The sequence below is a fragment of the Pseudomonas sp. zfem003 genome (assembly GCF_032621675.1).
In the GTDB taxonomy this organism is placed as follows: domain Bacteria; phylum Pseudomonadota; class Gammaproteobacteria; order Pseudomonadales; family Pseudomonadaceae; genus Metapseudomonas; species Metapseudomonas otitidis.
In genome coordinates this window covers 82,189-105,747 of sequence record NZ_JAVYJG010000008.1, presented here as the reverse complement: position 1 = coordinate 105,747, position 23,559 = coordinate 82,189, and the positions used below count along the sequence as shown (strand labels likewise).

Here is a 23,559-nt window from a genome sequence, read left to right as displayed (position 1 = left end):
GCAACGGCTTTCCGGGAATTATTGGCAAACTGCCATCACGACGATTCAGCCCTGTTGCTGCCAGTGGCACTTGCCCCAGGCGCACATTGCATCGAGCACCGGGCGCAGGCTGAGGCCGTGCTCGGTGAGGCTGTACTCCACCCGTGGCGGCACTTCGGCGTACACGGTGCGGGTGACCACGCCGTCGCGCTCCAGCTCCCGCAGTTGCTGGGCGAGCATCTTCTCGGTGATGTCCGGTACCAGGCGCTTGAGTTCGGAAAAGCGCCGGGTCTGCCCCATCAGGTGGTAGACCAGCAGCGCTTTCCACTTGCCCCCGACCACCGCGAGGGTGACCTCCACCGGTGTGTTGAACACCCGGTCTCCCAGCACCAGCCGGGGCCCGGAGGCAGGGAGCGGCTTCTGTTCGCTCATGCTTGATCCTCTTCCGTCGTCGCCTGGTACTCAGGGCGCAAGCTGGAAGCCGTCGGCGTCGAGGTAGGCCGGGAAACGCTCACGGTAGGCGGCCAGTGCGGTGGCCGACAGGGTCGTGCGGAAAACGCCATCGCCGTCATCGGCATTCAGCAAGGGCTCCCCCTGGAAATCGAGCACCTGACTATCGCCGCTGTAGGGGTGGCCTTTTCCGTCGCTGCCTACACGGTTGACGGCGGCGACGTAGCAGAGGTTCTCGATGGCACGGGCGGGGATCAGACGGTTCCAGTGATGACGGCGAGCAGCAGGCCAGTTGGCGGTGTACAGCAGCAGGTCGGTGTCGTGCGGGTCACGGCTCCAGACCGGGAAGCGCAGGTCGTAGCAGATCAGCGGGCGTACCCGCCAACCCTTGAGCTCGAACAACGCCTGGGTCTCCCCCGGGCTGTAGTGCTTGTGCTCACCGGCCATACGGAACAGGTGGCGCTTGTCGTAATGCAGCACCTCGCCGTCCGGGCGGGCCCAGAGCAAGCGGTTGCGGTGATTGCCGTCGGCAGCACGGATGATGACGCTGCCGGTGATCACGGCACCCAGCCGGGCAGCCTGGACCTTGAGCCAGGCATGGGTGGGGCCCTGTTCGGGTTCGGCGAGTGCTTCGGAGTCCATGGAGAAGCCGGTGGTGAACATCTCCGGCAGGATCACCAGGTCAGCGCCTTGCGCGGAATCCAGCAGGGTTTCGAACCGCGCCAGGTTGGCGTCGCGGTCGTGCCAGGCCAGGGTGGTCTGAACCAGGGCCAGCTTCAGGTCGGGCAGAAGGCTCAGATCGCGCATAGTTTTTCCGCTGCCTGGCGCAGCGTCTCCTCACGTTTGGCGAAGCAGAAGCGCACCAGCCGCAGGTCGGCCGGGGCGTGCTGGTAGAACACCGAGACGGGAATCGCGGCCACGCCGTGCTCACGGGTGAGCCACTCGGACATGGCGACATCGTCCAGGTCGGGGCGGATGCCGCTGTAGTCGACCAGCTGGAAATAGGTGCCCGCGGCGCGGGTGAAGCGGAAGCGCGAGTCGGCCAGCAGGTCGCAGAAGAGGTCGCGCTTGGCCTGGTAGAAGCCGGGCAGCTCAGCCAGATGCTCGGGGTGGGCGGCCATGAAATCGGCCAGCGCCCACTGAAGCGGGGTAACGCCGCAGAAGTTGACGTACTGGTGGACCTTGCGCAGCTCGGCGGAGAGCGCCGGGGGCGCCACCACGTAGCCGGTCTTCCAGCCGGTGACGTGGTAGGTCTTGCCGAAGGAGCTGACCACGAAGGCGCGGGCATAGAGCTCGTCATGGGCCAGCACGCTGACGTGCTGGACGCCATCGAACACCAGATGTTCGTAGACCTCGTCGGACACCAGGTAGATGTCGCGGCCGCGGATCAGCGCTGCCAACTGGTCCAGCTCGGCACGGGAGATCAGCGCGCCGCTGGGGTTGTGCGGGCTGTTGAGGATGATCATGCGGGTGCGCGGACTGAGCGCATCCTGCATCCGCTGCCAATCGATGGCGAAACCCGGCAGGGCCAGCGGTACGTGCACGCAGCGCCCACCTGCCAGTTCCACCGAGGGCTCGTAGCTGTCGTAGCAGGGGTCAAGGACGATGACCTCGTCACCGGCGCGGACCACCGCCTGGATGGCGCAGAAAATGGCCTCGGTGGCGCCGGGGGTGATGGTCACTTCGCTGTCGGCGCTGACCGTGCGGCCGTAGAAGGTCGCCACCTTGGCGGCGACCTGCTCGCGCAGCGCCGGCAGCCCGGTCATGGGCGCGTACTGGTTGTGCCCCTGGGTGATGTGCTGGCCGACGGCATCGCACAGCGCGGCGGGTGCGGCAAAGTCAGGAAAGCCCTGAGACAGGTTGATGGCGCCGACTTCGGCGGCCAGTTGCGACATGCGGGTGAAGATGGTGGTGCCGACGTTGGGCAGCTTGCTGGTGATCATTGCAATCCGGCTGTTGGCGACTGGGAAATGCGCCATAGCTTAAGCGCTGCGCGGGCTGCCGACCACAGCCGACGCGCCCCATGAAAAAGGGCGCCCCCAGGCGCCCTCTTCCAACCGGCAGGGATCAGCGCTTCTTGTCGCGGCGCTTTTTCTCGGCCTTCTTGTGGTGCGACATGAGGCGACGCTTCTTGTTCACCTGGCGCTCGGTGAGCTTGTTCTTCTTGCCCTCGAAGGGGTTTTCACCACCCTTGTACTCGATGCGGATCGGCGTACCGACCAGCCGCAGGACCCGGCGGTAGGTGTTCTCCAGGTAACGGGTGTAGGACTTGGGCACCGCCTCCACCTGGTTGCCGTGGATCACGATCAGCGGCGGGTTGGCGCCGCCCAGGTGGGCGTAGCGCAGCTTGATGCGGCGACCGTTGACCAGCGGTGGCTGGTGCTCCTGCACCGCGTCCTCGAGGATCTGGGTCAGGCGGCTGGTGGGCCAGCGGGTGATGGCGGAGTGGAAGGCGGCCTGGACGGACTTGTACAGGTGGCCCACGCCCGTGCCGTGCAGGGCGGAGATGAAGTGGATGTCGGCGAAGTCGACGAAGAACAGCCGGCGCTCCAGCTCGGTCTTCACGTAGTCGCGCTCGCCCGCCTCCATGCCGTCCCATTTGTTCAGGGCGATGACCAGGGCACGACCCGTCTCCAGCACGAAGCCCAGTAGGTTGAGGTCGTGCTCGACCACGCCTTCGCGGGCGTCCATGACGAAAATCACCACGTTGGCGTCCTGGATCGCCTGGAGGGTCTTCACCACCGAGAACTTTTCCACCGCCTCGAAGATCTTGCCGCGACGGCGCACGCCGGCGGTGTCGATCAGGGTGTACTTCTCTTCGTTGCGCTCGAAGGGGATGTAGATGCTGTCGCGGGTGGTGCCGGCCTGGTCGTAGACGATCACCCGCTCCTCGCCGAGCATGCGGTTCACCAGGGTGGACTTGCCGACGTTGGGGCGGCCGATGATGGCGATCTTGATGCCGTCCTTCTCGCTCGGGCCGGGGATGCGCGTGGCCTCCTCGCCTTCGGCGACCTCTTCGGTCTCGGCGGCTTCCTGCTCGTCGGCATCGTCGTCACGGGGGAACTCGCCGAGGGCGGCCTGCAGCATCTGGCTGATGCCCCGGCCGTGGGCGGCGGCGATGGGCAGTGCGTCCCCCAGGCCCAAGGGGCTGAACTCGGCACGGGCCAGGTCCGGGTCGACGGTGTCGACCTTGTTGGCCACCAGGAAGGTGCGCTTGTTGCGGCGGCGCAGGTGCTCGGCGATAGACTGGTCGGCAGCGCTCATGCCGGCACGGGAGTCCACCATGAACAGCACGGCATCGGCTTCCTCGATCGCCTGGAGGGACTGCTCGGCCATCTTCGCGTCGATGCCTTGCTCGTCACCCGAGATACCACCGGTGTCGATGACGATGTAGGTGCGTCCCTGCCACTTCGCCTCGCCGTACTGGCGATCACGGGTCAGACCGGCGTACTCCGCGACGATGGCGTTGCGGGTCTTGGTCAGGCGGTTGAACAGGGTGGACTTGCCGACGTTCGGGCGGCCCACCAGGGCGATTACGGGAACCATGAGGCTCTCCACTGCATTTTTCAGAAAACACAACGGCCGCTGCCGTCGAACGGCAGCGGCCGGACATTGAACACCAGCTTAGCGGATGGTCAGGGCAACCAGCTTCCCACCGTTGCCGAAGGCGTAGAGCATGTCGCCCACCACCAGCGGACGGGCGCGCAGGCCATCGCCGTCGATCTTCTCGCGACCGACGAAGTGGCCGTCCACCTGGCTCAGCAGGTGCAGGTAGCCTTCGAAGTCACCGACCGCCACGTAGCTGGAGAACACCTCGGGGGCCGAGAGCTGGCGACGGGCCAGGGAGTCGTTGCTCCACAGGGCCGAGGTCGAACGCTCGTCGATGCCTTCGATGGTGCCGCTGGCCTGGCTGACGTAGACGCTGCCGAAGCCCTGGGCGACGCCCACGTAGCTGGACGCTTCGCGCTGCCACAGCACGCGACCGCTTTCCAGGTCCAGGCCGGCGACGCGGCCCTGGTAGGTGGAGACGTACAGGGTGCCACCGGACAGCAGCAGGCCACCGTCGATGTCCACCACGCGATCCAGCTCGGAACGGCCCTGGGGCACAGCGACACGCTGCTCCCACACCGGCAGGCCGCGCTGCACGTCGAGGGCGATCACCTTGCCGGACGACAGGCCGGCCACCGCCAGACGGTTGGTCACGACCGGTGCACCGGTGCCACGCAGAGTCAGCACCGCCGGGGTGTTCTCGTAGATCCAGCGCTGGTTGCCAGTAGAGGCGTCGAAGCCGAACAGGGTGTCGTTCTGGGTCTGCACGACCACCACGTCACCGTTGGTGGCCGGCGGAGCCAGCACCTCGCCGTTGACGCGGGCACGCCAGCGCTCTTCACCATTGCTGGAGTCGAGGGCGATGACCTCGCCCTTCAGGGTTCCCACCAACACCAGGCCATAGCCGGCACCGACCGCGCCGGACACCGGCAGGTCGAGTTCCTTGGTCCACAGCTTGTCGCCGGTCATGCGGTCCATGGCGACCACCAGGCCTTCGACGTCACCGGCATAGATGACCTCGCCGTCGACGGCGGGCACCAGCATGTTGTAGGTCTCGCCCTGGCCTTCGCCGATGGAGCGGCTCCAGACTTCCTTGAGCTGGACCTCTTCGGTGATCTTCGGCAGCTCGGCCGGCGGCAGTTCCTTCTTGCTGTTGCTGCTGCAACCGGCGGCCAGGACGGCCAGGGCCAGCAGTGCGGCGAATTTCCAGCGCATCGTCATGCGTCCCCTTTGGCGAGGTCGTCGAGCTTCATCTGCAGGCCACCGACTGCGGCGTCATCCGACAGCGCGGCCTTGGCCTTCTCGTAAGCGGCATGGGCATCATCGGCACGGCCCAGCTGGACCAGCAGATCACCCTTGAGTTCTTCACGGCTGGCGAGGAACGCCTTGGTGGCGTCGCCTTCCAACAGCTTCAGGGCGTCATCGACCTTGCCCTGGGCCGCCAGGACACGGGCCAGGCGCTGGCGTGCCAGCTCGCCCAGGGTCGGGTCGGCCGGCTTGTCGACGATGGCCTTGAGCTCGGCGGCCGCGTCGTCCAGCTTGCCGGACTCCACCGCCACCTTGGCGACGAACAGGCTGCCGTACTGGGCATAGTGAGTGCCGCCGAAATCGCTCTTCAGCTTGTTGGCCAGCTCCGCGACCTTGCCGGCATCGGGCTTGCCGCTGGGGTTCAGGGCCGTCTCCAGCAGTTGCTGGTAGACGATGGAAGCGCCCTGGGACTGGTTGGTCTGGTACTTCTGCCAGGCCTGCCAGCCGAACACCACGGCCAGCGCCAGTGCGCCGCCAGTGACGAGGGGCTTGCCGTTGCGCTGCCACCAATCCTTGATCGCCGCCAGTTCTTCGTCTTCGCTACGCGTGCTCACCCCAATCAACTCCTATGTTCCAAAGCTCAAGCCTGTTGCAGGCAGGCGGCCAGGTGCTCGGTCAGAGCATCCCAGGCAATGTTCTGTTGTTCCTGGTCTTCGCGCAGGGGTTTGAAACCTACCACGCGCTTGGCCAGTTCGTCCTCACCCAGGATCAGCACATACCGTGCGCCGCTCTTGTCGGCTTTCTTGAACTGGCTCTTGAAGCTGCCGGCGGCGGCATTGACCAGCAGGCGAAGGCCCGGCAGGCCATCGCGCAGGCGCTCGGCCAGGGCCAGGGCAGCCAGCTCGGCCGGCTCGCCGAAGGCGCAGATGTAGACGTCGGCCGGGGCGTTGAGGGTGTCGGGGATCTGCTGCAGGGTCTCCAGCAGCAGCACCAGGCGCTCGACGCCCATGGCGAAGCCCACGCCCGGGGTCGGCTTGCCACCGAACTGGCTGACCAGCCCGTCGTAGCGGCCACCGGCACAGACGGTGCCCTGGGCGCCGAGCTTGTCGGTCACCCACTCGAAGACGGTGCGGCTGTAGTAGTCGAGGCCGCGTACCAGCTTCTGGTTGATCTCGTAGCGGATACCGACGGCATCCAGGCGCGCCTTGAGGCCTTCGAAGTGCGCGACGGACTCTTCGTCCAGGTAGTCGTGCAGCGTCGGCGCATCCACCAGCAGTGCCTGGGTATCGGCATTCTTGCTGTCGAGGATGCGCAGCGGGTTGGTGGTGAGGCGACGCTGGCTGTCTTCGTCGAGGCGGTCGAAACGCTCCTGCAGGTAGGCCACCAGGGCGTCACGGTAGCGCGCACGGGCCTCGCTGGAACCCAGGCTGTTCAGCTGCAGGGTCACGGCGTCGGCAATGCCGAGCTTCTGCCACAGGCGCCAGGTGAGGACGATCAGCTCGGCGTCGATGTCCGGCCCCGGGAGGTTGAACACTTCCACACCGATCTGGTGGAACTGGCGGTAGCGGCCTTTCTGCGGCTTCTCGTAGCGGAACATCGGGCCGGCGTACCACAGCTTCTGCACCTGGCCGCCACCAGTGAGGCCGTGTTCGAGGACGGCACGCACGCAACCGGCTGTGCCTTCGGGGCGCAGGGTCAGCGACTCTTCGTTGCGGTCGAGGAAGGTGTACATCTCCTTGTCGACCACGTCGGTGCCCTCGCCGATGCCCCGGGCGAACAGCTCGGTGAACTCGAGGATGGGCAGGCGGATTTCCTTGTAGCCATAGCCGTCGAGCAGCGTGGCGAAGGTGTTTTCCAGGTAGCGCCAGGCAGGGGTCTGCTCCGGCAGGATGTCGTTCATGCCACGGATGGCTTGGAGGGTCTTGCTCACGGGGTGTCCTTAATTCAGCTGCGGGCGATGACGGCCGCGTCAGCCTCGGCCTTCTCGGCCGCCTTGCGACGGATCAGCCTCTCCAGCTCATCCACCAGGTTCTCGTTCTGCAGTTTCTGCGCCGGCTTGCCGTCGATGTAGACCAGGTTGTTCGGCGTACCGCCGGTGAGGCCGACATGGGCCTCCTTGGCTTCGCCGGGGCCGTTGACCACGCAACCGATGACGGCGACGTCCAGCGGGACCAGCAGGTCCTCCAGGCGCCCTTCCAGTTCGTTCATGGTCTTGACCACATCGAAGTTCTGCCGCGAGCAACTCGGGCAGGCGATGAAGTTGATACCACGGGAGCGCAGGCGCAGGGACTTGAGGATATCGAAACCGACCTTGATCTCTTCCACCGGGTCGGCGGCCAGGGAGATGCGGATGGTGTCGCCGATGCCTTCGGCGAGCAGCATGCCCAGTCCGACCGCCGACTTGACGGTACCCGAGCGCAGGCCACCGGCCTCGGTGATGCCGAGGTGCAGGGGCTGCTCGATCTGCTTGGCCAGCAGGCGATAGGCGGCGACGGCCATGAACACGTCGGAGGCCTTCACGCTGACCTTGAAGTTCTGGAAGTCCAGCTTGTCGAGGTAGTCCACATGGCGCATGGCCGATTCGAGCAGGGCTTCCGGGGTAGGCTCGCCGTATTTCTTCTGCAGGTCCTTCTCCAGGGAACCGGCGTTGACGCCGATGCGGATCGGGATATTGCGGTCACGGGCGGCGTCGACCACGGCCTTGACGCGGTCCTCGCGGCCGATGTTGCCGGGGTTGATCCGCAGGCAGTCGACACCCAGTTCCGCCACGCGTAGGGCGATCTTGTAGTCGAAGTGGATATCGGCCACCAGCGGGACACGGACCTGCTGCTTGATCAGGCCGAAGGCTTCGGCTGCCTCCATGTCCGGCACGGATACACGGACGATATCGGCACCGGCTTCCTCCAGGCGACGGATCTGGCCGACGGTGGCGGCGACGTCGCAGGTGTCGGTGTTGGTCATGCTCTGCACGGCGATGGGGGCATCGCCCCCCACCGGCACGGAGCCGACCCAGATCTTGCGGGAGGGGCGGCGTTTGATCGGGGATTCGCAATGCATCGTTTATTGACCCAGTTTCAGGCGAGCGGTCTCGCCATGGATGAACGGCGCGATATCCACGGGCTGGCCGTTGTAGCTGACCTGGGCGCCTCGGGCATAGCCCAGTCGCAGTTCGAGGGGGGCCTTGCCGGCAGCCTCAATGCTCTCGCCGGAGCGCTTGATCCCGCTCTGCAGCACAGCGCCGCCAGCATCGGTGAGCTGGAACCAGCAGTTGGCGGTGAACTGCACACGCACCACGCCTTCACCGGCAGCGGCCACGACCGGGGCACTGGGCGACGCGGCAGGCGCGGGAGCCTGGGCCGGGACAGCGGGCTGGGCCGGCGCAGTGGCAGGTGCTGCGGTGCTCGGTTGCGCGGGCTGAGCGGCAGGGGAATTGACGGTAGGGTTGGTTGCGGTAGCAGCCGGCGCCTGGGACGGCGTAGCGGGCTGTTGCGACGAAACCGGGGGAACAGCGGCGGTCTCGCTACCGGCGGCCTGGGCTTCCTGCTCGGCTTCGACAACGGCCTGGTCTTCCGGCTCGTCCAGCGGGTGGATCTGGGTGGTACCGTCGGCACTCTCGACTTCCACGTGCTCCAGGCTCAGCTCGCTGTTGTCGCTGGCGCGACGCTCGGCCTGGTCCTGCCACCAGAGGAAGCCGATGACGCCGAGGGCGACGAGGATCGCGAAGCTGACGAAACGAAGCACACTCTGGGACAGGCGAACCGGTTCCTCGATACGACCGAGGCTGTGTACGTTGCTGCCGGTGGCATCGGTACCGGTGTAACGATCGAACTCGGCAACCAGTTCAGCCTGGTCGAGCCCGATTAGCTTGGCGTAGGCGCGGATGTAACCGCGCGCGAAGGTGTGCCCGGGAAGCTGCTCGAAAGAGCCGGCCTCCAGTTGGCGCAACGCGTATTCGGTCAGGTTCAGCTGGCGGGCGATGTCGGCCAGGTCCAGGCCCTGGTTCTCTCGCGCCTGGCGCAGCACTTCGCCCGGATTGCCCCGGGTCGCTGCAACAGGTTCGGGTTGCGACGATTTCATCTTTGCTCCGACAGGTATTGCTGGTACTCGGGCGTACCGGGATAGAGGCGTTTGAGCTGCAGGCCCAGGCTGGCGGCCTGGTCACGGTCGTCGAAGACCGTGGCGATGCGCACGCCGAGCAGGAGGCTGCGGGCTGTCTGGGGGGCGATCTTGGTGTAACGCTCGTAGTAGTCACGGGCGGGGACGTATTGCTTCTCGTCGAACGAGAGGCTGGCCATTTCCAGCAATGCCACAGGCTGCTGGACGTTCAGGCGCAGGGACTTGTCGAAATACTGCTTGGCCTGGTCGGTACGCTTCATGCGCAGGGCCGTCAGGCCGAGGTTCTCGAATACTCGGGAACGCTCGGGGTAGAGACTGTCTTCCGCTGCTTCCTGGAAACGCTCAAGGGCTTCCTCGTAGCGCTTCTGCTCGAAGAGAAATCCGCCGTAGTTGTTGAGAATCCGCGCATCACGGCGGGACGAGAGCGCCTTGCGGTAGTGCTCGTCGGCCAGCTTGGGCTCCATCTCGGTCTGGAAAACCAGGGCCAGCGCAGCGTTGGCATCCGCGCTTGAGGAATCAAGTTCGAGGGCCTTGCGCAGCGGAACCTTTGCACGCTCCGCAGCCCCCTGCTGCAGGTAGCCGAGGCCCAGCTGGATGTAGGCATCCCGGGCCTTTTCACGCCCCTCCGCGGTCCTCATCGGGTCCACCGAACCGGTGGATACGCAGCCAGCCAGGCCAGCGAGTACGAGAATGAGCGCAGCGCGCAGGGTCATGGGGTTCCTCCCTTCAGTTTCGATTGGCGGCGTTCAGGCCGGCGTCCGCATCGGTATCGAGCTGACGCAGGGCGATGTAACGCTCACTGCGGCGGGTACGGTCCATGACCTGCCCGACCAGTTGCCCACACGCGGCGTCGATGTCGTCGCCACGGGTGGTGCGAACGGTGACGTTGTGGCCGGCCTTGTGCAACAGGTCCTGGAAACGGCGAATGGCGTTGTTGCTCGGCCGCTCGTACCCGGAGAAGGGGAAGGGATTAAACGGAATGAGGTTGATCTTGCAAGGAAAATCCTTGAGGAGTGCGATCATCTGCTCAGCATGGACAGGCTGATCGTTCACATCCTTGAGCAGCGTGTACTCGATGGTCAGGAAGCGCTTCTCGCCAAGGCGGGAGATGTAGCGATTGCAGGCATCCAGTACCACCGCGAGGGGGTACTTCTTGTTGATCGGTACCAGCTCGTTACGCAGTTCGTCATTGGGCGCGTGCAGGGACAGCGCCAGGGACACGTCGGTGACTTCAGCGAGCTTGTCGATCATCGGCGCCACGCCCGAGGTGGACAGGGTTACCTTGCGCTTGGAAATGCCGTAGCCGAGGTCGTCCATCATGATGGTCATGGCGGCGACGACGTTGTCGAAGTTCAGCAGCGGCTCGCCCATGCCCATCATCACCACGTTGGTGATGGCGCGGTCGATCTTGGCCGGCACGGTGCCGAAGGATTTGTTGGCGATCCAGACCTGGCCGATGATTTCGGCGGCGGTGAGGTCACTGTTGAAGCCTTGCTTGCCCGTGGAGCAGAAGCTGCAGTCCAGCGCGCAACCAGCCTGGGACGAGACGCACAGCGTGCCGCGCCCTCCCTGGGGGATGTAGACGGTCTCGACGCAGCTGCCCGACGCCACCCGGACCACCCACTTGCGGGTGCCATCGCTGGAAATGTCCTGGCTGACCACTTCCGGGCCACGGATCTCGGCAGAGGCCTTGAGCTTTTCGCGCAAGGCCTTGCCGATATTGCTCATGGCGTCGAAATCCTCGACGCCGAAGTGGTGAATCCACTTCATCACCTGACCGGCGCGGAAGCGTTTCTCCCCGATGGTTTCGAAGAAGCTTTCCAGTTGCGGCTGGGTCAGACCCAGCAGGTTCACTTTACCGGTCGATGCAGTCATGGCTTCACCCTCTCCCAGCCGCGATCAGCGGATGCGAGCGCACACCTCGGTGGCGGCGAAGAAGTAGGCGATCTCGCGAGCAGCGGAGGCCTCGGAGTCGGAACCGTGTACGGCGTTCTCGTCGATGGAAACGGCGAAATCAGCGCGGATGGTGCCGGCGTCGGCTTTCTTCGGATCGGTAGCGCCCATCAGTTCACGGTTCTTGGCAATGGCGCCTTCGCCTTCCAGGACCTGGACAACGACCGGACCGGAAGTCATGAAGGACACCAGGTCCTTGAAGAAGGGGCGCTCTTTGTGCTCGGCGTAGAAACCACCGGCTTCACGCTCGGACAGCTGGACCATCTTGGCGGCAACGACGCGCAGGCCGGCCTTTTCGAAGCGGGTGACGATCTCGCCGATGACGTTCTTGGAAACGGCGTCCGGCTTGATGATGGAGAGGGTACGTTCAACAGCCATGGAATTACTCCGGAAACTATGGATTAAAGCGAAAAATTAAACCCGCGAATTATACGCGGGTTCCTGTTAAATGCGTAGGGTGGCTGAGCAGGCCTCAGTCGGCCTCTTCGATCCAGGCCGCCTGGATCGCCTCCAGGACCTTCTCCCCGCCTCGCTGGGTGTCATCGTCGAACTCGGGCAGGCTGGTCACCCAGTTGTGGAGATCGACGAAATTGACGTAGCGCGGATCCACGTCAGGCTTGCTTTCGGCGAGCTGGATGGCGATTTCCAGCACATCGACCCATTTCAGACTCATGGCGCGGCCCTCAGTGCTTTTCCGAAACCTGGTTGATGGTGTACTTCGGAATCTCCACCACCAGGTCCTCTTCGCCTACGACGGCCTGGCAGGACAGGCGCGACTCGGCCTCAAGCCCCCAGGCCTTGTCCAGCATGTCGTCCTCCAGCTCGTCGGAGGGCTCCATGGAGGCGAAGCCTTCACGCACGACCACGTGGCAGGTGGTGCAGGCGCAGGACATCTCGCAGGCATGCTCGATCTCCAGGCCGTTGCGCAGCGCCGCCGCGATGATGGTCTCGCCCGGCTGGGCCTCTACCACCAGCCCTTCGGGGCAGTGCTCGGCGTGGGGCAGGAATACGATCTGCGGCATGGGGTCATTCCTCGATTTCATTCAGTCGGCGCCCGGCGAGGGCTGCCTTGACACTGGCATCCATGCGCCGCGCCGCGAAGGCGTCGGTCACCTGGACCAGTCGTTTGGTCTGCTGCTCGATCGCCACGCCGTCACTGCCTTCGAGCAGCTCGCGCAGTTGATCCAGTTGGTAGGCGATGGCGGCACGTTCGTCGGCGTCCAGCAGGGTGTCGCCGTCAGCCTGGACAGCCGCCTCGACTGCTTCGATCAGGCGGCGGGCCTCGACCTGGTGCTCACGCAGCACTCGGGCCTGCTTGTCGTCATTGGCGTACTGGAAAGAGTCCTGCAGCATGCGGGCGATCTCGCCATCGGTCAGGCCGTAGGACGGCTTGACCTGGATGCTCGCCTCGACACCAGAGCCCAGCTCGCGCGCGGTCACGCCCAGCAGGCCGTCGGCGTCCACCTGGAAGGTGACGCGGATCTTGGCCGCACCCGCCACCATCGGCGGAATGCCGCGTAGCTCGAAGCGGGCCAGGGAGCGGCAATCCTTGACCAATTCGCGCTCGCCCTGGAGCACGTGGATCATCATGGCGGTCTGGCCATCGCGGTAGGTGGTGAAGTCTTGCGCGCGCGCTACCGGGATGGTGGTGTTGCGCGGGATGACCTTCTCCATCAGTCCGCCCATGGTCTCGAGGCCAAGGGACAGCGGGATCACGTCGAGCAACAACAGCTCTTCGCCACGCTTGTTGCCCGCCAGAATGTCAGCCTGGATGGCGGCGCCGATGGCCACCACCTGGTCCGGATCGATATCAGTGAGCGGCTCACGCCCGAACAGGCCGCCCACCGCCTCGCGAACGCGGGGCACGCGGGTCGAGCCGCCGACCATCACCACCGCCTCCACATCCTCGACTTCAATGCCGGCGTCCCGCACGGCACGCCGACAGGCCTTGAGGCTGCGCGCCACCATGGGCTCGATCAGCGACTCGAAGTGGGCACGGGTCAGGCTGGAGGTCCAGCCACGGTAGGCAACATCTACCTGGTCGGCCGTGGTAAGCGCTTCCTTGGCAGCGCAGGCCACCTGCAGCAGGTTGCGCTGGGCACCGGCATCCAGGTCAGCGGAAAGCCCGGCCTGCTCGACGATCCAGCCAGCGATGGCATGGTCGAAGTCATCACCGCCGAGGGCGCTGTCACCGCCGGTGGCCAGGACCTCGAAGACGCCACGGGTCAGGCGAAGGATGGAAACGTCGAAGGTGCCGCCGCCCAGGTCATAGATGGCGACAACACCCTGGGCCTGCTTGTCCAGACCGTAGGCGACCGCTGCCGCCGTCGGCTCATTGAGCAGACGCAGCACATTCAGACCAGCCAGGCGCGCGGCGTCCTTGGTGGCCTGCCGCTGGGCGTCATCGAAATAGGCCGGCACGGTAATGACCGCACCCACCAGTTCGCCCCCCAGGCTCGACTCGGCACGCTGGCGCAATGCGCGAAGGATCTCGGCGGACACCTCGACCGGACTGCGGACGCCCTGCACGGTCTCGATGAACGGCATGTGGGATTCGCCCGCGACGAAGCGGTAGGGCAGGTGCTCGCCGAGGTGCTTCACATCCTCCAGGCCACGCCCCATCAGGCGCTTGACGGAGAGGATGGTGTTCAGCGGATCTTCAAGGGCGGTGTCACGGGCGGTACGCCCGACCTCGACCCGGTCGGCATGGTAGCGAACGGCCGAAGGGACGATCACGTCGCCCTGTGCATCGGACAGGGGCTCGGCGACACCGCTTCTGACGGCGGCGACAAGGGAATTGGTGGTGCCGAGGTCGATCCCCACGGCCAGGCGACGCTGGTGCGGCTTGGGGCTCAGTCCGGGTTCGGCGATCTGCAGTAGGGCCATGCTGGTCTGCTAGTCAGGCGGCGCCCCCGCCATGGCGAGGGCGACAGGGTTAGTCGTCGAGGCGCTCTTCGAGTTGGCGCACTTCCTGGGCGAGCTTGTCAAGGAACTGCATGCGGCGCACGAGGCGCTCGGCTTCATCGCGGCGGGCTTCGTCATCCCAGCAGGCGGCAAACGCCGACTCAAGCTCGGCCTGGGCCGAGCGCAGGCGGCGCTTGAACGAGGCCACGCCATCGAGATCAGCAGAGTCCTGAAGGTCTTCCAGCTCTTCGCGCCACTGCATCTGCTGCAGCAGGAAGCCGGGATCCTGGACGGTCGCCTCCAGCGGCAGCTCGCGCCCCTTCAGCGCCAACAGGTAGAGCGCGCGCCGCGGGGCACTGCGCAGGACCTGGTAGGCCTCGTTTAGCTGGGCGGCATGCTCAAGCGCCAGACGCTGCTCGCGCTCGGGCGCATCGACGAAGCGGTCGGGGTGGACGGTACGGGCCAGCTCGCGATAGCGAACCGCCAGGCGCTCCGGATCGATCTCGAAGCCGGGCTTGAGATCGAACAGCGCGAAGTGACAGGGACTACCCACACCGAACCTCAGACGTTGAAGCTTTCGCCGCAACCGCACTCGCCGCGAACGTTCGGGTTATTGAACTTGAAGCCCTCGTTGAGGCCTTCGCGGACGAAGTCCAGTTCGGTGCCGTCGAGGTAGGCCAGGCTCTTGGGATCGATGATCACCTTGACCCCGTGGCTCTCGTAGACGAGATCCTCGGACGCCACCTCGTCGACGAACTCCAGCACGTAGGCCAGGCCGGAGCAGCCGGTGGTGCGGACGCCGAGTCGGATGCCCTCGCCCTTGCCGCGCCCTTCGAGAGAGCGACGGACATGGCTGGCGGCGGCTTCGGTCATGCTGATGGCCATAACGACTCCTCGATGATCAGATCAGACCCTTCTTCTGCTTGTAGTCCTGGACGGCCGCCTTGATGGCGTCCTCGGCCAGGACCGAGCAGTGGATCTTCACCGGCGGCAGTGCCAGCTCTTCGGCAATGGTGGTGTTCTTGATGGCAGCGGCCTCGTCCAGGGTCTTGCCCTTCATCCACTCGGTGGCGAGGGAGCTGGAGGCGATGGCGGAACCGCAGCCGTAGGTCTTGAACTTGGCGTCTTCGATCACGCCCTGCTCGTTGACCTTGATCTGCAGGCGCATCACGTCGCCGCATGCCGGGGCGCCGACCATGCCGGTGCCGACGTTCGGGTCCTCGGCGTCGAGCTTGCCGACGTTCCGGGGGTTCTCGTAGTGGTCGATGACCTTTTCGCTGTATGCCATGTGCTTATTCCTCGCTCATCAGGGGTAGCGTCAGTGCGCCTGCCATTCGACCTTGGAGAGGTCGACGCCCTCTTTGTACATGTCCCACAGGGGGGACAATTCACGGAGTTTGTCCACCGCCTCGCGCACCTTGGCGGCCGCGTAGACGACCTCTTCCTCGGTGGTGAAGCGGCCGAAGGTGAAGCGGATGGAGCTGTGCGCCAACTCGTCGTTACGGCCCAGGGCACGCAGCACGTAGGACGGCTCGAGGGAGGCGGAGGTGCAGGCCGACCCCGAGGACACGGCCAGGTCCTTGAGCGCCATGATCAGCGACTCACCTTCGACGTAGTTGAAGCTGAGGTTCAGGTTGTGCGGAACGCGGGCGGTGGCGCTGCCGTTCAGGTACAGCTCTTCCATACCTTCCAGGGCAGCCCAGAAGCGCTGGCTGAGACCACGGATGCGCTCGTTCTCGGAGGCCATTTCCTGCTTGGCGATCTGGAAGGCTTCGCCCATGCCGACGATCTGGTGGGTGGCCAGGGTGCCGGAACGCATGCCGCGCTCGTGACCGCCGCCGTGCATCATCGCCTCCAGGCGCACGCGCGGCTTGCGGCGTACGTAGAGAGCGCCGATGCCTTTCGGGCCGTAGGTCTTGTGGGCGGAGAAGGACATCAGGTCGACCTTGAGCTTCTCCAGGTCGATTTCCACCTTGCCGGTGGACTGGGCCGCATCCACGTGGAACAGGATGCCGCGGGCGCGGGTCAGCTCGCCGATGGCGGCGATGTCGTTGACGGTGCCGATCTCGTTGTTCACGTGCATGACAGAGACGAGGATGGTGTCGTCGCGCAGGGCCGCCTCGACCATCGCCGGGGTGATCAGACCGTCTTCACCGGGTTCCAGGTAGGTGACCTCGAAGCCTTCGCGCTCCAGCTGGCGAGTGGTGTCCAGGACCGCTTTGTGCTCGATCTTGGAGGTGATCAGGTGCTTGCCCTTGCTCTGGTAGAAGTGCGCGACACCCTTGATGGCGAGGTTGTCGGACTCGGTGGCACCGGAGGTCCAGACGATTTCGCGGGGGTCGGCATTGACCAGTTCAGCCACCTGGCGACGGGCGTTCTCCACCGCCTCTTCGGCTTTCCAGCCGAACACGTGGGAGCGGGAAGCGGGGTTACCGAAGTTGCCGTCGGCCAGCAGGCAATCGCTCATCTTCTGAGCAACGCGGGGGTCGACCGGAGTGGTTGCGGAGTAATCCAGGTAAATCGGCAATCTCATCGGTTGTCTCCTATCAGGCGGGTGCCCTGCTCATTCGATGGCGGACACTTCAATCTTTTCGGGGCTCGAATTCCGTCCACTGGGACGACGCTGGCCATGGCGCTCGTTCTGACGCTGGGCGACTTCCTGGACCTCGTTGCGACTGACGATGTCGCTCAGGCTGATGCTGCTGAGGAAGTCGTGGATCTGGAGGCTGAGGTCATCCCACAGGTGGTGGGTCAGGCAGGCACCGCCAGAGGAGTCGCAGTTGCCCTGGCCCTGGCAGCGGGTGACATCGACGGACTCGTTGACCGCATCGATGACCTGCGCCACGTAGATGCTGGAAACGTCGCGGGACAGCTGGTAGCCGCCGCCCGGGCCGCGAACGCTGCTGACCAGGTTGCCACGGCGCAACTTGGCGAACAGCTGCTCGAGATAAGAGAGGGAGATGCCCTGACGCTCGGAAATATCTGCCAGAGAAACCGGACCTTGCTGCGAGTGCAAAGCCAGGTCGAGCATGGCTGTGACGGCGTAGCGGCCTTTGGTGGTCAGTCGCATGGGAAGTCCACGGTTCGCTGAAGTGCGAGCGAGTATGCTATTCCCGACTATTTAAGTCAACTATAAGCCTGATTAAATAAGTCGGGTATTGCGCTAGGCAGGGGCGCGAATGATATCAGAATTTCACCCCCTCGCCTATCAGACCGCCGGACGCTCCGTGGCGCCCTTTTCATCCTCGAAGGCCTCGCAACGCAACTCGGGCAGGGCTGTCGCGCGGTAGTCGCTACCCAGCTCGGTGAGCGCCTTGCACATGCCATCGAGGCGCTGATCCACCGCCTGGACGTGATCGAGCAGTTGACCGATGGCGCGCGCCACCGGATCCGGCATGTCCTGACCGACGCCATAGGCATCGAAGCCGAAGCGTTCGGCGAGAGCCTGGCGCCGCGCAGCCTGCTCGGAATCCTCCTTGATGATGATCCGCGCAGGAATGCCGACCGCCGTTGCGCCAGCCGGGACGGCCTTGGTCACCACCGCATTGGAGCCGATCTTGGCACCCGCCCCGACCGTGAACGGGCCAAGCACCTTGGCCCCCGCTCCCACCACCACGCCATCTTCAAGAGTCGGGTGGCGCTTGCCCTTGTTCCAGCTGGTGCCACCCAGGGTCACACCCTGGTAGAGAGTGACGTCGTCACCGATTTCGGCCGTCTCGCCAATGACGATGCCCATGCCGTGGTCGATGAAGAAGCGCCGACCGATCCGCGCACCGGGGTGGATCTCGATACCGGTCAACCAGCGACCGAAGTTCGACACCAGCCGCGCCGCCCACTTCCACCCGGCAACCCACAGCGCGTGCGCGACGCGATGCAGCCAGATGGCGTGCAGCCCCGGGTAGCAGGTGAGCACCTCGAAGGCCGTGCGCGCTGCCGGGTCACGGTGAAATACACCCCGGATGTCTTCTCGCATGCGAGCCAGCATCACTTCTCCCTCCGCTTCTGGATCTCGCCGCGCGCTGCCTTCTGCGTCTCGGTGAGGATGCCGCGCAGGATGTTCATCTCGAGCTTGCTGATGGAGGCGCGCCCGTAGAGGCGGCGCAGGCGGGTCATCAGGTGGCGGGGACGCTCAGGGTCGAGGAAGGCGATGTCCACCAGGGTCTGCTCCAGGTGACCGAAGAAGCGCTCGAGCTCGTCGACCGTCACCGGCTGCACATTCTCCTCGGCCGTGAGCTCCACCTTCTCCATCTTGGTCGGCTGACCCTGGACCTGCAGCCAGGCCATGCGCGCCTCGTAGGTCAGCACCTGCACGGCGGACGCCAGGTTCAGGGAGCCAAAGGCCGGGTCGGACGGGATATGCACATGGAACTGGCAACGCTGCAGCTCGTCGTTCGTCAGGCCGGCGTATTCGCGCCCGAAAACAAGGGCGACCTCGGCCCCGTCGCTGATCTGCTCGACACAACTGGCCGCGCACTCGCGAGGGTCCAGCAGCGGCCAAGGTATATGGCGATCCCGCGCGCTGGTGCCATAGACCAGGCTGCAGCCCACCAACGCCTGCTCCAGGGTATCCACCACCAGGGCGGATTCGAGGATATCGTCGGCACCCGAGGCGCGGGCATAGGCCTCGCGATCGGGGAACTGCTCCGGCTGGACCAGCACGAGCTTCGACAGGCCCATGTTCTTCATCGCCCGCGCGGCACCACCGATGTTGCCGGGATGACTGGTTCCGACCAGCACCACACGAATGTTCTGCAGCACGCCCGCCTGCTCCCACCTGGACTACAAAAGGGTGGCAAATCTTACAGAAACAGTCGGGTAAACACCACGAAGGCCGATGGGCGCATCTACATGGCCCGGCCTTTTCTGCTAGAATTCGCGGCTTTCTTTAACGACCCCAGGTATACGCCCCCATGCAGCCCATGCTGAACATCGCCCTGCGCGCCGCTCGCAGCGCCGGCGAATTGATCTTCCGTTCGATCGAGCGCCTGGACGTGATCGCCATCAACGAGAAGGACGCCAAGGACTACGTCACCGAAGTCGACCGCGCTGCCGAGGAAACCATCATCCAGGCCCTGCGCAAGGCGTATCCGACCCACGGCATCCTGGGCGAGGAAGGCACCTCCATCGCCGGCACCGGCGAAGGCGCCGACTACCAGTGGATCATCGACCCGCTGGACGGCACCACCAACTTCATCCGCGGCGTCCCGCACTTCGCCGTCAGCATCGCCTGCAAATACAAGGGCCGCCTGGAACATGCCGTGGTCCTCGATCCGGTCCGCCAGGAAGAGTTCACCGCCAGCCGTGGCCGTGGCGCCGCCCTGAATGGCCGCCGCCTGCGCGTCAGCAACCGCAAGAGCCTGGAAGGCGCCCTGCTCGGCACCGGCTTCCCCTTCCGTGACAGCCAGCTCGACCACCTGGACAACTACCTGAACATGTTCCGCAGCCTGGTCGGCCAGACCGCAGGCCTGCGCCGCGCCGGCTCCGCGAGCCTGGATCTGGCCTATGTCGCCACCGGCCGCTTCGATGCGTTCTGGGAGTTCGGCCTGTCCGAGTGGGACATGGCAGCAGGCGCCCTGCTGGTTCAGGAAGCCGGCGGCCTGGTGAGCGACTTCACCGGCGGTCACGACTTCCTGGAAAAGGGCCACGTCGTGGCCGGCAACACCAAGTGCTTCAAGGCCGTGCTGACTGCCATCCAGCCGCACCTGCCGCCTTCGCTGAAGCGCTGAACCGCGACTGCAACGAAAAAGGCGCCTTACGGCGCCTTTTTCATGGGCGAGAACCAGCGGTTACTGGTTAACGCCGGCCTGCTGCAACGGCTGGCGCTGCGACAGGATCAGGCGACCGTCCTTGCCCACCGGGATCTGAGCACCCGGATCGTGATCCATGCGCACCTGGTTCACACGGCCGTCCAGCTGGTACTGCACGTCATAGCCGACCACCTTCTCGCTGGTCTCGTGCACGGTGTTGCAGCGGGTTTCGGTGGTGGTGTAGGTGTCGCTGTTCTGCATGTGCTCCTGCACCTTGTTACCCGCATAACCGCCGCCCACGGCGCCAGCCACGGTGGCGATCTTCTTGCCGTTGCCGCCGCCGACCTGGTTGCCCAGCAAGCCACCCGCCACCGCGCCGAGCACGGTGCCGGCGATCTGGTGCTGGTCCTGGACCGGCCGTTGACGGGTCACGGCGACATCCTTGCAGACCTCGCGCGGGGTCTTGATGGTCTCCTTGACGGGCTGTACCGCGAGCACCTCGGCGTATTCCGGGCTATTGCCCACAAGGCTGTAGGTTGCGACGGCGCCACCGGCGGTTACACCGACCGCACCCAGCACCGCGCCGACGAGCATCGACTTGTTCACTTGAACCTCCTGGTTTCACTCCGGGCTTTCGCCCTATGCCTTGCCTTGGATTACACGCACTCACCCAAGTTCCTACAGACCGACCAGCAACACAGCCAATGGGATGTCTTTCACAAAGCCAGAAACGAGAAAGGCCCGCTTTCGCGGGCCTTTCCGATGAAGCACACCTGCTGTCAGGGGCGCTCGTCCACTTCGGCAGTCGCGGCCGGCGGGATAAGGTCCTCGGAGGTCAGCTTCAGCCAGATGAGCACCGGCGCACTGATGTAGATCGAGGAGTAGGTCCCCACCACGACACCCACCATCAGCGACAGGGCAAAGCCGTGCAGGCTGTCGCCACCGAACAGCAGCAGCGCCAGCAGGGCCAATGCCGTGGAGGTGGAAGTGGCGATGGTACGCAGCAGCGTCTGGGTGCAAGACACGTCGATGTTCTCGATCAGGTCCGCCTTACGCAGGACGCGAAAGTTCTCGCGGATCCGGTCGAAGATGATGATGGTGTCGTTGAGCGAGTAACCGATCATCGCCAGCACCGCCGCCAGCACCGTCAGGTCGAACGGCACCTGGAAGAACGCCAGGATGCCCAGGGTGACGATCACGTCGTGGATCAGCGATGCCACCGCACCAACGCCGAACTTCCACTGGAAGCGGAAGCCGAGGTACAGCAGGATGCCGCCCAGCGCCAGGAGCATCGCCAGGCCGCCCTGGTCGCGCAGCTCCTCACCCACTTGCGGGCCGACGAACTCGACGCGCTTCACGGTGAACTGGGTGTCGGCGTCGATCTTGCGCAGCGAAGCCGCCACCTGGTTACCTAGCTGCGGGTCTTCGCCAGCCAGGCGGACCAGCACGTCGGTGGTGGCGCCGAAGCTCTGCACCACCGCATCGCGGTAACCGGCCTGCCCCAGCTCTTCCTTGATGCGCTCGAGGTTGGCCGGTTTCTCGTAGGACAGCTCGATCAGGGTCCCGCCGGTGAAGTCCAGGCCGAAGTTCAGGCCCTTCATGAACAGGGCACCGATGCCGATCAGGCTGATGACGACGGTGATGGCGAACGCGAGGTTGCGGATCGCCATGAAGCGAATGGTTGACTTGATCATGGCTGCCTCAGATCCACAGTTTCTTGAAGTTGCGGCCACCGAAGATCAGGTTGACCTGGCCTCGGGTGAACATGATCGCGGTGAACATCGAGGTGACGATACCCAGCGACATGGTGACGGCGAAGCCCTTGATCGGCCCGGTACCCAGGGCGAAGAGGATGCCGCCCACCAGCAGGGTGGTCAGGTTCGAGTCGACGATCGCGGTGTAGGCACGGTCGAAGCCTTCGTGGATCGCACGCTGGACCCCCATCCCATTGGCCAGCTCCTCGCGTATCCGCGAGTAGATCAGCACGTTGGCGTCCACCGCCATGCCCAGGGTCAGGACGATACCGGCGATACCCGGCAGGGTCAGGGTGGCACCGATCACCGACATCAGGCCGACCAGCAGCACCAGGTTGAATGCCAGAGCCACGGTGGCCAGCACACCGAAGAAGCGGTAGATCGCGATGATGAACAGCGACACGAAGACCATCGCCCACTCGGTGGACTCGATGCCCTTGACGATGTTCTCGGCACCCAGGCTCGGGCCGATGGTGCGCTCTTCGGCGAAGTACATCGGCGCAGCCAGGCCACCGGCACGCAGCAGCAGGGCCAGTTCGGAGGACTCGCCCTGGCCGTTCAGGCCGGTGATACGGAACTGGCTGCCCAGCGGCGACTGGATGGTCGCCAGGCTGATGATCTTCTTCTCTTCCTTGAAGCTCTGGACCTCGACTTCCTTCTCGACGCCATCCACCACCTGCTTCACGTAGCGGCTCTGCGGACGTTGCTCGATGAAGATCACCGCCATGCTGCGGCCCACGTTGTTGCGGGTGGCACGGTTCATCAGCTCGCCACCGTGGCCATCGAGGCGGATGTTCACCTGCGGGCGGCCATTCTCGTCGTAGCTCGCCTGGGCATCGGTGACCTGGTCACCGGTGATGATCAAGCTGCGCTCCAGCGGCACCGGCGGACGACCCGGCTCGCGGAATTCGAAGGACTCGGTGCTGGCCTTGTTGGCATCGGCCGCAGCCGCCAGGCGGAACTCGAGGTTGGCGGTCTTGCCGAGGATACGCTTGGCTTCGGCAGTGTCCTGCACGCCGGGCAGTTCCACCACGATGCGGTTGGCGCCCTGGCGCTGGACCAGCGGCTCGGCGACGCCCAGCTCGTTCACGCGGTTGCGGACGGTGGTGAGGTTCTGCTTGATGGAGTATTCGCGGATCTCGGTGACCTTGGCCTGGGTCAGGGTGAGGGTCAGGACTTGCTGGTCGCCGCGCTCGCCGGTCTTCAGGTCGAAGTCATTGAAGGTCTTGCGGATCAGGGACTGGGCCTTGTCCAGGCTCTCCTGGTCGCTGAAGCCCAGCTGGAAGCCGTTGTCGACGCCCGGCAGGCTACGGTAGCGCACGCGCTCCTTGCGCAGCAGGGTGCGGACTTCGCCTTCGTAGATTTTCAGGCGCGAGGTCAGGGCCTTCTCCATGTCCACTTCCAGCAGGAAGTGCACACCACCGGAGAGGTCGAGGCCCAGCTTCATCGGCGAGGCACCCAGGCTGCGCAGCCACTGGGGCGTGGTGGGGGCCAGATTGAGGGCAACCACGTAGTCGTCACCCAGTGCACGGCGGATGGCGTCCTTGGCCGGCAGCTGGTCGCCCAGCTTGGTCAGACGGAACAGGCCGCCACGCTCGCTGATGCTGGAGCTCTTGACCTCGATGCCGGCTTCCTTCAGCGCCGCCAGCGCGCGGTCCACATCGGGCTGCTGGATCTTCAGCGCGGTGCTGGTACCGGAAATCTGGATCGCCGGATCATCGGGGTAGAGGTTGGGTGCGGAATAGATGAGGCCGACGGTGAGGACCGCCAGGATCAGCAGGTACTTCCACAGGGGATATTTGTTGAGCATGACACCGCCCGTTATGACGCGGGGCGCCCAAGGCGCCCCGTGAATGGTG

Annotated in this window: 26 protein-coding genes; 1 reads left to right on the top strand and 25 read right to left on the bottom strand. The window is 65.0% G+C overall.

What is annotated here, in order from left to right:
* Positions 1 to 45: 45 nt before the first annotated feature.
* From RTK35_RS19955 to trmJ, 22 genes are all read right to left on the bottom strand, one after another.
* Entirely contained in the window at positions 46 to 411 is a 366-nt protein-coding gene (locus tag RTK35_RS19955) for a winged helix-turn-helix transcriptional regulator (protein ID WP_044405973.1), read from the bottom strand.
* Between the two features lie 30 nt (positions 412 to 441).
* The gene (locus RTK35_RS19950) at positions 442 to 1,236 is read right to left on the bottom strand and encodes an amidohydrolase (protein ID WP_316908809.1); all 795 of its coding nucleotides are present in this window, start codon (positions 1,234 to 1,236) and stop codon (positions 442 to 444) included.
* On the bottom strand, positions 1,224 to 2,372 hold the full coding sequence (locus tag RTK35_RS19945) for a pyridoxal phosphate-dependent aminotransferase (protein ID WP_316908808.1): 1,149 nt from the start codon (positions 2,370 to 2,372) through the stop codon (positions 1,224 to 1,226). The genes RTK35_RS19950 and RTK35_RS19945 overlap by 13 nt, the downstream gene beginning before the upstream one ends.
* A 124-nt stretch (positions 2,373 to 2,496) precedes the next feature.
* The gene (gene der / locus RTK35_RS19940; RefSeq protein ID WP_107329403.1) at positions 2,497 to 3,975 is read right to left on the bottom strand and encodes a ribosome biogenesis GTPase Der; all 1,479 of its coding nucleotides are present in this window, start codon (positions 3,973 to 3,975) and stop codon (positions 2,497 to 2,499) included.
* Positions 3,976 to 4,053: 78 nt separating this feature from the next.
* Positions 4,054 to 5,193, bottom strand: a complete 1,140-nt coding sequence (bamB, locus tag RTK35_RS19935) for an outer membrane protein assembly factor BamB (RefSeq protein ID WP_074970873.1) — start codon at positions 5,191 to 5,193, stop codon at positions 4,054 to 4,056.
* Positions 5,194 to 5,195: 2 nt separating this feature from the next.
* Positions 5,196 to 5,840 carry a YfgM family protein gene (locus RTK35_RS19930; protein ID WP_044405983.1) on the bottom strand — a complete coding sequence of 215 codons (645 nt, stop codon included), beginning with the start codon at positions 5,838 to 5,840 and terminating at the stop codon, positions 5,196 to 5,198.
* Positions 5,841 to 5,866: 26 nt separating this feature from the next.
* Positions 5,867 to 7,156 (bottom strand): histidine--tRNA ligase, encoded by a 1,290-nt coding sequence (gene hisS, locus RTK35_RS19925; RefSeq protein ID WP_316908807.1) that lies wholly within the window; start codon positions 7,154 to 7,156, stop codon positions 5,867 to 5,869.
* A 14-nt stretch (positions 7,157 to 7,170) separates the two neighbouring features.
* Positions 7,171 to 8,283, bottom strand: coding sequence for a flavodoxin-dependent (E)-4-hydroxy-3-methylbut-2-enyl-diphosphate synthase (ispG, locus tag RTK35_RS19920; RefSeq protein ID WP_044405987.1), 1,113 nt, complete (start codon positions 8,281 to 8,283; stop codon positions 7,171 to 7,173).
* A gap of 3 nt (positions 8,284 to 8,286) precedes the next feature.
* Positions 8,287 to 9,303, bottom strand: a complete 1,017-nt coding sequence (locus RTK35_RS19915; protein ID WP_284547119.1) for a helix-turn-helix domain-containing protein — start codon at positions 9,301 to 9,303, stop codon at positions 8,287 to 8,289.
* Positions 9,300 to 10,055 (bottom strand): type IV pilus biogenesis/stability protein PilW, encoded by a 756-nt coding sequence (gene pilW, locus RTK35_RS19910; protein ID WP_253123685.1) that lies wholly within the window; start codon positions 10,053 to 10,055, stop codon positions 9,300 to 9,302. Before pilW ends, RTK35_RS19915 begins: the two co-directional genes overlap by 4 nt.
* A 13-nt stretch (positions 10,056 to 10,068) precedes the next feature.
* Positions 10,069 to 11,217 carry a 23S rRNA (adenine(2503)-C(2))-methyltransferase RlmN gene (gene rlmN, locus RTK35_RS19905; RefSeq protein ID WP_044405992.1) on the bottom strand — a complete coding sequence of 383 codons (1,149 nt, stop codon included), beginning with the start codon at positions 11,215 to 11,217 and terminating at the stop codon, positions 10,069 to 10,071.
* Between the two features lie 24 nt (positions 11,218 to 11,241).
* Positions 11,242 to 11,673 (bottom strand): nucleoside-diphosphate kinase, encoded by a 432-nt coding sequence (gene ndk / locus RTK35_RS19900; RefSeq protein WP_044405994.1) that lies wholly within the window; start codon positions 11,671 to 11,673, stop codon positions 11,242 to 11,244.
* 94 nt (positions 11,674 to 11,767) lie between these two features.
* Positions 11,768 to 11,968 carry a Fe-S cluster assembly protein IscX gene (iscX, locus tag RTK35_RS19895; RefSeq protein WP_044405996.1) on the bottom strand — a complete coding sequence of 67 codons (201 nt, stop codon included), beginning with the start codon at positions 11,966 to 11,968 and terminating at the stop codon, positions 11,768 to 11,770.
* Between the two features lie 10 nt (positions 11,969 to 11,978).
* Complete coding sequence (fdx, locus tag RTK35_RS19890) at positions 11,979 to 12,317, bottom strand: ISC system 2Fe-2S type ferredoxin (RefSeq protein WP_044405997.1); 339 nt, start codon at positions 12,315 to 12,317, stop codon at positions 11,979 to 11,981.
* A gap of 4 nt (positions 12,318 to 12,321) precedes the next feature.
* Complete coding sequence (gene hscA, locus RTK35_RS19885) at positions 12,322 to 14,181, bottom strand: Fe-S protein assembly chaperone HscA (RefSeq protein WP_316908806.1); 1,860 nt, start codon at positions 14,179 to 14,181, stop codon at positions 12,322 to 12,324.
* Between the two features lie 49 nt (positions 14,182 to 14,230).
* Entirely contained in the window at positions 14,231 to 14,752 is a 522-nt protein-coding gene (gene hscB, locus RTK35_RS19880) for a co-chaperone HscB (protein ID WP_044406001.1), read from the bottom strand.
* A gap of 8 nt (positions 14,753 to 14,760) precedes the next feature.
* Complete coding sequence (iscA, locus tag RTK35_RS19875; RefSeq protein WP_044406003.1) at positions 14,761 to 15,084, bottom strand: iron-sulfur cluster assembly protein IscA; 324 nt, start codon at positions 15,082 to 15,084, stop codon at positions 14,761 to 14,763.
* 16 nt (positions 15,085 to 15,100) lie between these two features.
* Positions 15,101 to 15,487, bottom strand: a complete 387-nt coding sequence (iscU, locus tag RTK35_RS19870) for a Fe-S cluster assembly scaffold IscU (RefSeq protein ID WP_044406005.1) — start codon at positions 15,485 to 15,487, stop codon at positions 15,101 to 15,103.
* 30 nt (positions 15,488 to 15,517) lie between these two features.
* Positions 15,518 to 16,732: an IscS subfamily cysteine desulfurase gene (locus RTK35_RS19865; protein WP_316908805.1), complete on the bottom strand. Its 1,215-nt coding sequence runs from the start codon at positions 16,730 to 16,732 to the stop codon at positions 15,518 to 15,520.
* A gap of 30 nt (positions 16,733 to 16,762) precedes the next feature.
* Complete coding sequence (iscR, locus tag RTK35_RS19860) at positions 16,763 to 17,269, bottom strand: Fe-S cluster assembly transcriptional regulator IscR (RefSeq protein ID WP_044406009.1); 507 nt, start codon at positions 17,267 to 17,269, stop codon at positions 16,763 to 16,765.
* Positions 17,270 to 17,407: 138 nt separating this feature from the next.
* Entirely contained in the window at positions 17,408 to 18,184 is a 777-nt protein-coding gene (gene cysE, locus RTK35_RS19855) for a serine O-acetyltransferase (RefSeq protein WP_044406011.1), read from the bottom strand.
* Positions 18,184 to 18,957 carry a tRNA (cytosine(32)/uridine(32)-2'-O)-methyltransferase TrmJ gene (gene trmJ, locus RTK35_RS19850; protein ID WP_074970859.1) on the bottom strand — a complete coding sequence of 258 codons (774 nt, stop codon included), beginning with the start codon at positions 18,955 to 18,957 and terminating at the stop codon, positions 18,184 to 18,186. Before trmJ ends, cysE begins: the two co-directional genes overlap by 1 nt.
* Before the next feature lie 152 nt (positions 18,958 to 19,109).
* On the opposite strand from trmJ, the gene suhB reads away from it, so the two are divergent.
* A complete protein-coding gene (gene suhB, locus RTK35_RS19845; RefSeq protein ID WP_316908804.1) occupies positions 19,110 to 19,925 on the top strand; it encodes an inositol-phosphate phosphatase in 816 nt (271 codons plus the stop codon).
* 60 nt (positions 19,926 to 19,985) lie between these two features.
* On the opposite strand, the gene RTK35_RS19840 is transcribed toward suhB, so the two are convergent.
* From RTK35_RS19840 to secD, 3 genes are all read right to left on the bottom strand, one after another.
* Entirely contained in the window at positions 19,986 to 20,552 is a 567-nt protein-coding gene (locus RTK35_RS19840; protein WP_044406016.1) for a glycine zipper 2TM domain-containing protein, read from the bottom strand.
* A 173-nt stretch (positions 20,553 to 20,725) separates the two neighbouring features.
* The gene (secF, locus tag RTK35_RS19835; RefSeq protein WP_074970857.1) at positions 20,726 to 21,640 is read right to left on the bottom strand and encodes a protein translocase subunit SecF; all 915 of its coding nucleotides are present in this window, start codon (positions 21,638 to 21,640) and stop codon (positions 20,726 to 20,728) included.
* Positions 21,641 to 21,647: 7 nt separating this feature from the next.
* A complete protein-coding gene (secD, locus tag RTK35_RS19830; protein WP_044406018.1) occupies positions 21,648 to 23,510 on the bottom strand; it encodes a protein translocase subunit SecD in 1,863 nt (620 codons plus the stop codon).
* Positions 23,511 to 23,559: the final 49 nt, after the last annotated feature.